Annotated in this window: 12 protein-coding genes and 1 pseudogene; 3 read left to right on the top strand and 10 right to left on the bottom strand. The window is 72.7% G+C overall.

Annotated features, from left to right (window positions below; genetic code table 11):
• Positions 1–13 precede the first annotated feature (13 nt).
• The gene (locus ABZ371_RS22725) at positions 14–904 is read right to left on the bottom strand and encodes a LysR family transcriptional regulator (RefSeq protein ID WP_358682655.1); all 891 of its coding nucleotides are present in this window, start codon (positions 902–904) and stop codon (positions 14–16) included.
• A gap of 80 nt (positions 905–984) precedes the next feature.
• On the opposite strand from ABZ371_RS22725, the gene ABZ371_RS22720 reads away from it, so the two are divergent.
• On the top strand, positions 985–1,653 hold the full coding sequence (locus ABZ371_RS22720) for an MOSC domain-containing protein (protein ID WP_358682653.1): 669 nt from the start codon (positions 985–987) through the stop codon (positions 1,651–1,653).
• Between the two features lie 100 nt (positions 1,654–1,753).
• Positions 1,754–2,527 carry an SDR family oxidoreductase gene (locus ABZ371_RS22715; protein WP_358682651.1) on the top strand — a complete coding sequence of 258 codons (774 nt, stop codon included), beginning with the start codon at positions 1,754–1,756 and terminating at the stop codon, positions 2,525–2,527.
• A gap of 160 nt (positions 2,528–2,687) precedes the next feature.
• Here the strand turns inward: ABZ371_RS22715 and groL are convergent, their stop codons facing one another.
• The 3 genes from groL to ABZ371_RS22700 all read right to left on the bottom strand — a co-directional run bounded on the left by groL (position 2,688) and on the right by ABZ371_RS22700 (position 5,937).
• Positions 2,688–4,313, bottom strand: coding sequence for a chaperonin GroEL (groL, locus tag ABZ371_RS22710; protein ID WP_358682649.1), 1,626 nt, complete (start codon positions 4,311–4,313; stop codon positions 2,688–2,690).
• Positions 4,314–4,411: 98 nt separating this feature from the next.
• A complete protein-coding gene (gene groES, locus ABZ371_RS22705) occupies positions 4,412–4,720 on the bottom strand; it encodes a co-chaperone GroES (RefSeq protein ID WP_028439209.1) in 309 nt (102 codons plus the stop codon).
• A 266-nt stretch (positions 4,721–4,986) separates the two neighbouring features.
• Positions 4,987–5,937: a polysaccharide deacetylase family protein gene (locus ABZ371_RS22700; protein ID WP_358682647.1), complete on the bottom strand. Its 951-nt coding sequence runs from the start codon at positions 5,935–5,937 to the stop codon at positions 4,987–4,989.
• An 89-nt stretch (positions 5,938–6,026) separates the two neighbouring features.
• Between ABZ371_RS22700 and ABZ371_RS22695 the strand changes: the two genes are divergently transcribed.
• Entirely contained in the window at positions 6,027–7,241 is a 1,215-nt protein-coding gene (locus tag ABZ371_RS22695; protein ID WP_358682645.1) for a class I SAM-dependent methyltransferase, read from the top strand.
• 227 nt (positions 7,242–7,468) lie between these two features.
• Here ABZ371_RS22695 and ABZ371_RS22690 read toward each other — a convergent pair whose 3' ends face one another.
• From ABZ371_RS22690 to ABZ371_RS22665, 6 genes and pseudogenes are all read right to left on the bottom strand, one after another.
• On the bottom strand, positions 7,469–7,741 hold the full coding sequence (locus tag ABZ371_RS22690; protein ID WP_358682643.1) for a DUF1876 domain-containing protein: 273 nt from the start codon (positions 7,739–7,741) through the stop codon (positions 7,469–7,471).
• Positions 7,742–7,816: 75 nt separating this feature from the next.
• A complete protein-coding gene (locus ABZ371_RS22685; protein ID WP_358682641.1) occupies positions 7,817–8,281 on the bottom strand; it encodes a VOC family protein in 465 nt (154 codons plus the stop codon).
• A 98-nt stretch (positions 8,282–8,379) separates the two neighbouring features.
• Positions 8,380–8,658: a hypothetical protein gene (locus tag ABZ371_RS22680; RefSeq protein ID WP_358682639.1), complete on the bottom strand. Its 279-nt coding sequence runs from the start codon at positions 8,656–8,658 to the stop codon at positions 8,380–8,382.
• Positions 8,655–9,755, bottom strand: a complete 1,101-nt coding sequence (gene tsaD / locus ABZ371_RS22675; RefSeq protein WP_358682637.1) for a tRNA (adenosine(37)-N6)-threonylcarbamoyltransferase complex transferase subunit TsaD — start codon at positions 9,753–9,755, stop codon at positions 8,655–8,657. The genes ABZ371_RS22680 and tsaD overlap by 4 nt, the downstream gene beginning before the upstream one ends.
• Positions 9,755–10,246, bottom strand: a complete 492-nt coding sequence (rimI, locus tag ABZ371_RS22670; RefSeq protein ID WP_358682635.1) for a ribosomal protein S18-alanine N-acetyltransferase — start codon at positions 10,244–10,246, stop codon at positions 9,755–9,757. The genes tsaD and rimI overlap by 1 nt, the downstream gene beginning before the upstream one ends.
• Positions 10,243–10,443: pseudogene (locus ABZ371_RS22665) on the bottom strand (tRNA (adenosine(37)-N6)-threonylcarbamoyltransferase complex dimerization subunit type 1 TsaB); the annotation flags it as partial. The gene rimI and the pseudogene ABZ371_RS22665, both read right to left, overlap by 4 nt.

Here is a 10,443-nt window from a genome sequence, read left to right as displayed (position 1 = left end):
GCGCGCGCCCGTGTCAGCGCGCGGCCGCCAGGGACAGCTGCACCAACGTCGCCTCCACCGCCGGGACCCGGGCCAGATCCGGCAGGGTGAGCGCGACGATCTCCCGCTCCACGGCGGGCTCCACCCTGACCGTCCGGGCTCCCCGGGGGCGGACGGACTCGACGGCCAGCTCCGGCAGGACGGCGACGCCCAGCCCGGCGCCGACCAGCCCGACGACCGCCGGGTAGTCGTCGGTGGCGAAGTCGATCCGCGGCGTGAACCCGGACTCCTCGCACACCTCCACCAGCTGACGCCTGCACCGCGGGCAGCCCGCGATCCACGACTCGTCCGCCAGCTCGGCGATGCCCACCGCCTCCGCGCCCGCCAGCCGGTGCCCTTCCGCCACCAGACCCACCAGCCGGTCCCTGAGCAGCGGGCGGACCACCAGGTCGTCCCACTCGCCGCCGGCCGTCCCGTACCGGAAGGCCAGCGCGATGTCGCAGTCCCCGTCGCGCAGCATCTCCACCGAGCGCGGGGGCTCCGCCTCGACGAGCGACACCCTGGTTCCCGGGTGGGCGGCCCGCAGGGCGGCCAGGGCGCCCGGCACGAGGGTGGAGCTGCCGCTGGGGAACGACACGAGCCGCACACGGCCGGCGCGCAGCCCGGCGATCGCGGCCACCTCCTCCTCCGCGGCGGTGAGCCCGGCGAGGATGCCTGACGCGTGTCGCAGCAGGGCCTGTCCGGCCTCGGTGAGCCGCATCTCGCGCCCCGTGCGGATCAGCAGCGGGGTGCCCGCCGAGGACTCCAGCGCCTTCATCTGCTGGCTGACCGCCGGCTGGGTGCAGCCGAGCTCCCGTCCGGCGGCGGAGAACGAGCCGGTGGTGGCGACGGCGCGCAGGACACGGAGATGGCGGGCTTCGATCACCCTCCCACCATAAGCGGCACTTGCAGGCACAAGCGAATAATGCCGGGCGGCTTTGGGGGCTGAATGGTTAGCGTGTGGGCATGAAGTTGCTGAGCGTGAACCTGGGCCGTCCCCTCGCCTCGCCCGACACCGACAGCCCCGGCGGGGTCACCGGCATCGACAAACGTCCGGCCGACGGCCCGGTGACGGTCACCGATCCCGGCCCCAAGGGGACCGGCGGCAGTGGCCTGGCCGGCGACACCGTGTGCGACCTGCGCCACCACGGCGGGTCGGACCAGGCGGTGTACGCCTTCGCCCGCGAGGAGCTCGACGCCTGGGAGGAGGAGCTCGGCCGGCCGCTGCCCAACGGCACCTTCGGGGAGAACCTGACGACGCTCGGCCTCCCGGTGAGCGGCGCGAAGATCGGGGAGCGCTGGCGGATCGGCGACACGGTGGTGCTGGAGGTCACCGCCGGCCGCATACCGTGCCGCACGTTCGCGGGCCATCTGGGCGAGAGGGGGTGGGTGAAGCGGTTCACGCGGGCGGCGGCCACCGGGGCGTACCTGCGGGTGGTCGTACCCGGGTCGCTCCGGGCGGGCGACCCGGTCGAGATCCTGCACCGCCCGGACCACGAGGTGACCGCCGCCCTGCAGTTCCGCGCCGTCACGACCGAGCGGGAACTGCTGCCGCTCCTGCTGGCGGCCGGGGCCGCCCTGCACCCGGAGGCGCTCCGGCAGGCACGGAAGTACGTGGCCGCGCACGGCTCCTGAGGACGGCCGGCGCCCACGGGGAGGACCGCCCGCGCTCCCGGAGAGCGGCGGGTGGTGGGCGCTCGACCGCCCGGGCGTGCCGGGCACTAACGTGCCGCCTATGACGACTGCACTGATTACGGGCGCGACGGCGGGCATCGGCGCCGCCTTCGCGCGGCGGCTCGCGGGTGACGGGCACAACCTGGTGCTGGTGGCCCGTGACACGGAACGGCTGCGCGCCCAGGCCACGGAACTGCACGACCGGCACGGCATCGAGGCGGAGGTGCTGACGGCGGACCTGTCCACGGACGCCGGGATCGAGGCGGTCGAGTCCCGGCTGGCGAAGCGCGGGAGCCCGGTCGACCTGCTCGTCAACAACGCCGGGTTCGGCAACAAGGGCCGCTTCCTCGACGTCTCCGCGGCCGATGAGCTGACGATGCTGAAGGTCCACTGCGAGGCCGTGCTCCGGCTGACGTCGGCGGCGGCCGCCGGGATGCGGGAGCGCGGTCGCGGCGGGGTCGTCAACGTGGCCTCGGTGGCGGCCTTCCTGCCGCGGGGGACGTACGGGGCCTCGAAGGCGTGGGTCGTGCAGTTCACCCAGGGCGCGGCGAGGGACCTGGCGGGTTCGGGGGTGCGGCTGATGGCGCTGTGCCCCGGCTTCGTGCGGACGGAGTTCCACGAGCGTGCCGGGATGGGCACGGACAACATCCCCGGCTGGATGTGGCTCGACGCGGACAAGCTGGTCACGGCGGCCCTGGCCGACCTGGCCCGGGGCAGGACGGTGTCCGTGCCGGATCCGCGGTACAAGGCGCTGATGGGGCTGGTGAAGGTGGCGCCCCGGGGACTCCTGGGCGGGGTGACCTCCCGGGCGGGGCGTACCTACGGCCCCCGGTGACGGCCCGGTGCGCCCGCCGGCGGCGCGCGCGTCGTCGGTGCGGAACGCCGGCCTGCGCGGGACGCCGGCAAAGGACCGGTGGCCCGCGCCGGCCGTGAAGCACCGAGGCCCGGTGCCCCCGCGACGGGGGTACCGGGCCTCGGTGGCGTACGGAGCCGTACTAGTGCGAGTGGCCGTGGCCGCCGTGACCGGCGTCGCCCTCTTCCTCGGCCGGCTTCTCGACGACCAGGGTCTCGGTCGTGAGCAGCAGCGACGCGATGGACGCGGCGTTCTCCAGGGCGGAGCGGGTGACCTTGACCGGGTCGATGACGCCGGCCTTGATCAGGTCGCCGTACTCGCCGGTCGCGGCGTTGAAGCCCTGGCCCTTGTCGAGCTCGGCGACCTTCGAGGTGATGACGTAGCCCTCGAGGCCGGCGTTCTCGGCGATCCAGCGCAGCGGCTCGACGGCGGCGCGGCGGACGACCGCGACACCCGTGGCCTCGTCGCCGGTCTTGCCGAGGTTGCCCTCGAGGACCTTGACGGCGTGGACGAGGGAGGAGCCACCGCCGGAGACGATGCCCTCCTCGACCGCGGCGCGGGTCGCGGAGATGGCGTCCTCGAGACGGTGCTTCTTCTCCTTGAGCTCCACCTCGGTGGCGGCGCCGACGCGGATGACGCACACGCCGCCGGCCAGCTTCGCGAGGCGCTCCTGGAGCTTCTCGCGGTCCCAGTCGGAGTCCGTGGACTCGATCTCGGCCTTGATCTGGTTGACACGGCCCTTGACGTCGCCGGCGTCGCCGCCGCCGTCGACGATGGTCGTGTCGTCCTTGGAGACGGTCACACGGCGCGCGGTGCCGAGGACGTCGAGACCGGCCTGGTCGAGCTTGAGGCCGACCTCCTCGGCGATGACGGTCGCGCCCGTGAGGGTGGCGATGTCGCCGAGCATGGCCTTGCGGCGGTCACCGAAGCCGGGTGCCTTCACCGCGACGGCGTTGAAGGTGCCACGGATCTTGTTGACGACGAGGGTGGAGAGCGCCTCGCCCTCGACGTCCTCGGCGATGATCAGGAGCGGCTTGGAGGCACCGGCCTGGATGACCTTCTCCAGCAGCGGGAGCAGCTCCTGGATGGAGCCGATCTTGCCCTGGTGGATCAGGATGTACGGGTCGTCGAGGACGGCCTCCATACGCTCCTGGTCGGTCACCATGTACGGGGAGAGGTAGCCCTTGTCGAAGGCCATGCCCTCGGTGAACTCGAGGTCCAGGCCGAAGGTGTTGGACTCCTCGACGGTGATGACACCGTCCTTGCCGACCTTGTCCATCGCGTCCGCGATGAGCTCGCCGACCTGGGCGTCCTGCGCGGAGAGCGCGGCGACGGCGGCGATGTCGGACTTGTCGTCGATCGGGCGGGCGGTCGCGAGGAGCTCCTCGGACACGGCCTTCACGGCGGCGTCGATGCCCTTCTTCAGGGCGGCCGGGGACGCGCCCGCGGCGACGTTGCGCAGGCCCTCGCGGACGAGCGCCTGGGCCAGCACGGTGGCGGTGGTGGTGCCGTCACCCGCCACGTCGTTGGTCTTGGTCGCCACCTCCTTCACCAGCTGCGCACCGAGGTTCTCGTACGGGTCGTCGAGCTCGACCTCGCGCGCGATGGTGACACCGTCGTTGGTGATGGTGGGAGCGCCGAACTTCTTGTCGATGACGACGTTGCGGCCCTTCGGGCCGATCGTCACCTTCACGGTGTCGGCAAGCTTGTTGACGCCGCGCTCAAGGGCGCGACGGGCGTCCTCGTCGAACTTCAGAATCTTCGCCATGGGCTGAGCTGTCCTCTCAAACGAACTGCGCCCCTCACCACCCGGCTAGTCATCTCGCAGGGGGCCAGGGGCGCAGAACGGAAGCAAACGTGGGTGAACTACTTCTCGATGATCGCGAGAACGTCGCGCGCCGAGAGGACGAGGTACTCCTCGCCGTTGTACTTCACCTCGGTACCGCCGTACTTGCTGTACAGAACGACATCGCCGGTCTTGACGTCGAGCGGAAGGCGCTCGCCGTTCTCGAAGCGGCCCGGGCCCACGGCCAGGACGACGCCCTCCTGGGGCTTCTCCTTGGCGGTGTCCGGAATGACCAGGCCGGAAGCCGTGGTCTGCTCGGCGTCGAGCGGCTGGACCACAATGCGGTCCTCGAGCGGCTTGATCGCAACCTTGGAGCTGGTGGTCGACACGATCCGGTCTCCCCCTTCGGAGATCTCACGGGGTTTAACAGTCTGTGGGTGGCGACCAGGTCGATCCGTCGTCGCGGGTGCCGGACCTGCCCTGTCGCAGTGCTGCTGGCACTCTCCCGTGGGGAGTGCCAGCACTGAGACTATGACCGCGATTAGCACTCGGTCAAGCGGAGTGCCAATTGACCACCCCGGCGTGGCGCGGCCGGCGGGTCCGCGCCCGTACAACGCGGGGGGCACTCACCGGGTTCCGCGCGGCGGACGGCCCGTCAGACGTAGTCCTCCAGCCTGGCCACGGCGTACCCCTTGCCCGTGATGGTCCGCATGACGTTGCGGATCAGGTCGGCCATGGAGCCGCCCCACTCCTCGCGGCCCCGGAAGTGGGTGAGGATGATGTCTCCGGGATGCAGGTCCCGGTCCCACTCGCGCCACTCCATGTGGTCGGGGAACGCCTCGGCCGCCCACAGCGGGACGGCCGTGATCCCGCAGGACTTGGCGATGCGCAGGGTGTCGCCGTCGTAGTTGCCGTACGGGGGCCGGAAGAGGGTCGGCCGCTTCCCCAGGTGCTTCTCGATCCTGTCCTGCGAGCCGCAGATCTCCCGCCGCTGCTCCTCGGCGGAGAGCCCCGGGAGGTAGGGGTGGTTGAGGGTGTGGTTGCTGAGGGTGACACCGCGCGCCTGCATGTCCTTGAAGTAGCCGTAGTCGTCGCGGATCTCGTAGTCGCTGACGAAGGCGCTGTACGGGATGCCGAGTTCGGACATCATCCGCAGCAGTTCGGGGTCCTTCTCCGCGCCGTCGTCCATCGTGAGGAAGACGATCCGCTCCTCGGTCGGCACGGTGGTGAAGACCGGTGGCAGCCCCTCCTCCTCCCCTCCCTCCACCTCGAAGCCGTCACGGGTGGTGATGCGCGGCTTCTTCGCGGGCGGCGCGGGCGCGGTGAGCGGCACCTGGGCCAGGCCCCACTTCCGGGCGACGGCGGCCCGGGCGGCCTGCAGCCGCTTCAGCCGCCGGGCCTCGGCCCGGGCCTCGGCGGCGGGGCCCGCCGGTGCGGCCGCGGCTCCCGGCGGGCCCGCCACGGGCTCCGTCCGGTCCGGGGCCCTCCCGCCGGCGTCGTCGGCACAGCCGGAGGCGGCGGCCCCGATCAGCAGGGCCACCAGGACGGCGCAGACCGGCCTGTGGGGCTTGGTGGCGTATTTTTCCTTTTGTCGTACTAGTTGCATGGCGCCGCATCCTGCCACCGGGACCCGGGCCGCCCTCCACGACACTCCACCGCACCCGGCGCGTCCCCCGGCTGGCCCACAATGGATCCGTGAACGCCCTCCCCCCTGCCGATCCGGCCGACCCGCTCGCCTCCTTCGCCGCCCTGCGCACCCCCGAGGGCACGGCGCTCCTGGACGAGTTGCGCGACCACGACCCCGCCCGGGAGCTGGCCACCGCCACCCGGCTCCGCCGCACCCACCCCGCCGCACTCGTGTCGGCGGCGCTCGGCCAGGCGCGGCTGCGGCAGCGCGCGGTCGCGAAGTTCGGGGCGGCCGACGCCTACCGCATGTTCTTCACCCCCGACGGCGTCGAACAGGCGACCCGCACCTCCGTCGCCACCTACCGAGCCGAGCGCTTCGCGGAGCTCGGCGTGCACAGCGTCGCCGACCTGTGCTGCGGCATCGGTGGCGACGCGATCGCCCTCGCCCGGGCGGGGATCTCCGTCCTCGCGGTGGACCGCGACCCGCTGACCGCCGAGGTGGCCCGTGCCAACGCCGCCGCGCTCGGCCTCCAGGACCTCGTCGAGGTCCGGTGCGCCGACGTCACGGAGGTCGACACCTCCCCGTACGACGCGGTCTTCGCCGACCCGGCCCGGCGTGGCGGACGCGGCAGGATCTTCGACCCCGAGGCCTACTCACCCCCGCTCTCCTGGGCGACCGCCGCCGCGCTGAAGACCCCCCGCGCGGCGCTGAAGATCGCCCCCGGGGTGCCCCACGAGGCGATCGGGCCGCACGCCGAGGCCGAGTGGATCTCGGACGGAGGCGATGTGAAGGAGGCGGTGCTCTGGTTCGGCGACGGCTTCCGCGCCGGTTCCTTCCGGGCCACCCTGCTGCCGTCCCGGGCGACCCTCGCCGCCGCCTCCCCGCTCCCCGCGCCGCCCGTCGGACCCGTCGGCCGGTACCTGTACGAGCCGGACGGGGCCGTCATCCGCGCCCACCTGGTCGCCGCCGTGGTGGAGGAGTGCGGGGGCAGGCTGATCGACGAGACGATCGCGTACGTCACGAGCGACACGCCGTACGACTCCGACCACGCGACCAGGTACGAGATCACCGATCAGCTGCCCTTCAACCTGAAGAAGCTCAGAGGACTGCTCAGAGAGCGGCAGGTCGGCGTCCTGACGGTGAAGAAGCGGGGGTCGGCCGTCGAGCCGGAGGAACTGCGCCGGAAGATGAAGCTTCAGGGGCGGCAGGCCGCGACGGTGTTCCTGACCCGGGTGGCCGGAGCGCCCACGATGCTGGTCGGGCAGCCGTCGAAGCGGAGCTGATCAGCCGCCCGCCCTGATCAGCGGGTCCGCCGATGCTCCGACGAGCACTCTCAGCACCCGGCGTTCCGGTGCGCGCACGCCTTGCGAGCCCGGTCAGCCGGGCCGGGCACCCGAGACCCGTCAGCCAGGCACCAGGCCGTACGTCTCCTGGCCCGGCCAGGCATGCCGGAGACCCGCCGAGGGGCCGGCGCCCCTCCCCCGGCGGGGAGGCAGGCGGCCCGCAGCGGTCAGGTCAGCGGGTACGACGGGCGGCCGGAGGCCTCGTCGATCTCGTCGTGCGCCTTGGTGAGCAGCTTCATCGCCAGTTCGTTGAGCGCGCGGGCCCCGGCGATCTCCTCGCCGACCCTCGGCTGCTCGGCGTCGGACGGGTGGCGGCTGGCGTATCCGTGGGCCCGCACCTCGGTCCCGTCGCTCAGCCGCACCATCGCCGCCGCACGGGTCCGATGGGTGTCCTCCTGGAACTCCAGCTCGATGTGCCATCCGACGGTGGTCTCCATCATGTCGGTCACCTCCCGGGATACCTGCTTCCAGGGTGCGCCCGATCGCCGGGGGCCGCACGGCGTGCGGCCAGGGCCTCAGGCGTCCCGCAGGGCCTGGACGTCCAGCTTCCGCATCCCCATCATCGCCTTCATCACCCGCTCCGCCCTGGCCCGGTCGGAGCCGCCGAGCAGCTCGGGCAGCGCACGCGGGACGATCTGCCAGGAGAGGCCGTACCTGTCCTTCAGCCACCCGCACATGCTCTCCTCACCGCCCTCGGTGAGCCTGTCCCACAGCCGGTCGACCTCCGCCTGGTCCTCGCAGTCCACGCTCAGCGAGACGGCCTCGGTGAAGTGGAACTGGGGGCCGCCGTTGAGACCGAGGTACTCCTGACCGGCGAGCACGAACTCCGCCGTCAGGACCGAGCCGGGCTCCCCCGGCCCGGTGTCCGGCATGCGCGTGACCTCGACGACGCGGGAGTCCCCGCCGAAGACCGAGACGTAGAACTCCGCGGCTTCCTGCGCCTGACCGTCGAACCACAGGCACGGTCTGATCTTCTGCATGGTCTCTCTCCTCGCCTCGTGGACGTCGTCGTCCGCTGTGCAAGGTAGACCCGTCCCCCGACGGAAACTCATCGGAACACGCGCGGTGCGGGCGCCCGTCAGCCCTGCGCCGGGCCGAGTGACTCGAAGCGCCAGCGGTGCACGGGGCGGGTGGTCAGCCCGGCGTCCGGTTCGGGCAGCTCCGGCAGTTCGTCCTCGTACGCCGCCTCCCACCAGGTGAGCACGAGCACGCGGTCCTGCGGGGCCCGCAGGAGTTCGGCGCGCAGCGGGGGCCGGGCCAGTTCGCCCGCCCTGGCCCGCGCCCATTCCAGCAGCTCCGCGCCGCGGCCCTCCGCGGCGCGGGCCTCCCACATCAGGGCGACGGTCGTACCGCTCATGAGTAGAGGTTGTCCTTGCTGATCTCGTGCACGTGGTCGTGGCTGTGGCCGTGCGCGCCCGGCACGTGCGTCTCGGTGACCGGCAGCGACGAGTCCGCCGAGAGCTCCAGGTCGGAGGCGGGGCGGTTGCGCGCCACCATCTCGGCGCCCAGGGCGGCGACCATCGCCCCGTTGTCGGTGCAGAGCCCGGGCCGGGGCACGCGCAGCCGGATCCCCGCCCGTTCGCACCGCTCCTCGGCCAGGGCCCGAAGCCGCGAGTTGGCCGCGACGCCACCGCCGATCATCAGGTGGTCGACGCCCTCGTCCTTGCAGGCGCGGACGGCCTTGCGGGTGAGCACGTCGACCACCGCCTCCTGGAAGGACGCGGAGACGTCCCGCACGGGCACGTCCTCGCCGGCCGCCCGCTTGGCCTCGACCCAGCGCGCCACGGACGTCTTGAGGCCGGAGAAGGAGAAGTCGTACGGGGCGTCCCGGGGCCCGGTCAGCCCGCGCGGGAACGCGATCGCCTTCGGGTCGCCCTCCCTGGCCAGCCGGTCGATGACCGGGCCGCCGGGGAAGCCGAGGTCCAGCACCCGGGCGATCTTGTCGAACGCCTCGCCCGCCGCGTCGTCGATGGTCGCGCCGAGCGGCCGCACGTCGCCGGTGATGTCCGGGGCGAGCAGGAGCGAGGAGTGTCCGCCGCTGACCAGCAGGGCCATGGTCGGCTCGGGGAGCGGTCCGTGTTCCAGCTGGTCGACGCAGATGTGCGAGGCCAGGTGGTTCACCCCGTACAGCGGCTTGCCCAGGGCGTAGGCGTACGCCTTGGCGGCCGAGACGCCGACGAGCAGCGCACCGGCGAGGCCGGGGCCCGCGGTGACCGCGATGCCGTCGAGGTCGCGGGCGCCGACCCCCGCCTGCGCGAGGGCGCGCTCGATGGTGGGGACCATCGCCTCCAGGTGCGCGCGGGAGGCGATCTCGGGGACGACGCCGCCGAAGCGGGCGTGCGTGTCCACGCTGGAGGCGACGGCGTCGGCGAGCAGTGTCGTCCCGCGGACGATGCCGACGCCGGTCTCGTCGCAGGAGGTCTCGATACCGAGTACGAGCGGTTCGTCAGCCATCAGTCAGTCTCTGTTCCTTGTACGGTCAGGCGCATGACGAGTGCGTCGATGTTCCCCGGCTGGTAGTAGCCCCGGCGGAAGCCGATGGGTTCGAAGCCGAAGCGTTCGTACAGCTTCTGCGCGCGGGTGTTGTCGACACGGACCTCGAGGAGCACGGCGGCGCACTCGAGGGCGGTGGCGTGTCTGAGGAGGTCGGTGAGGAGTTCGGAGCCGAGGCCGCCGCCCCACCGGCCCCGGGCGACGCCGATCGTCTGGACGTCGCCGAGGTCGCCGGCGGTGGCGAGTCCCGCGTAGCCGACGATCCGGCCGCGGGCGGGGTCCTCGGCGACGACGTAGTGGTGGGTGGCCTGCGGGCCGCGGGCCCGCGCCAGTTCCGACCAGAACATGCCGGCGGACCAGGCGTCCTCCGGGAACAGTTCGTGTTCGAGCTCCAGCACCGGGTCGATGTCCCACCAGCGCATCTCACGGAGCACAGGGGTCGTGGCCGTCACCGGGGGGTGACCACCTTGTAGTTCTTCGGCACCTGGGCGTCGGGCCTGCGCAGGTAGAGCGGCTGCGGCGGCAGCAGGGCGGCGCCGGCCGCGAGGCGTTCGGCGGCGAGGGCGGCGAGCGCGCCGGCACGGCCGTGCTCCGGGCCCCGCGCGTCCGGGACGGCGTCGGGGTACAGCTGGGCCCCCGCCCCGACGAC

The organism is Streptomyces sp. NPDC005899, assembly GCF_040629645.1.
Classification (GTDB): Bacteria; Actinomycetota; Actinomycetes; order Streptomycetales; family Streptomycetaceae; genus Streptomyces.
The sequence above is the reverse complement of the archived record's forward strand: the minus strand, read 5'-3'. Positions and strand labels throughout refer to the sequence as shown.

What these genes read in the sequence shown, in the direction of transcription:
- ABZ371_RS22720 (WP_358682653.1), top strand. Translation starts at nt 985, where the DNA reads ATGAAGTTGCTGAGCGTGAACCTGGGCCGTCCCCTCGCCTCGCCCGAC.
- ABZ371_RS22715 (WP_358682651.1), top strand. Translation starts at nt 1,754, where the DNA reads ATGACGACTGCACTGATTACGGGCGCGACGGCGGGCATCGGCGCCGCC.
- groL (WP_358682649.1), bottom strand. Translation starts at nt 4,313, where the DNA reads ATGGCGAAGATTCTGAAGTTCGACGAGGACGCCCGTCGCGCCCTTGAG.
- ABZ371_RS22700 (WP_358682647.1), bottom strand. Translation starts at nt 5,937, where the DNA reads ATGCAACTAGTACGACAAAAGGAAAAATACGCCACCAAGCCCCACAGG.
- ABZ371_RS22690 (WP_358682643.1), bottom strand. Translation starts at nt 7,741, where the DNA reads ATGATGGAGACCACCGTCGGATGGCACATCGAGCTGGAGTTCCAGGAG.
- ABZ371_RS22685 (WP_358682641.1), bottom strand. Translation starts at nt 8,281, where the DNA reads ATGCAGAAGATCAGACCGTGCCTGTGGTTCGACGGTCAGGCGCAGGAA.
- ABZ371_RS22680 (WP_358682639.1), bottom strand. Translation starts at nt 8,658, where the DNA reads ATGAGCGGTACGACCGTCGCCCTGATGTGGGAGGCCCGCGCCGCGGAG.
- tsaD (WP_358682637.1), bottom strand. Translation starts at nt 9,755, where the DNA reads ATGGCTGACGAACCGCTCGTACTCGGTATCGAGACCTCCTGCGACGAG.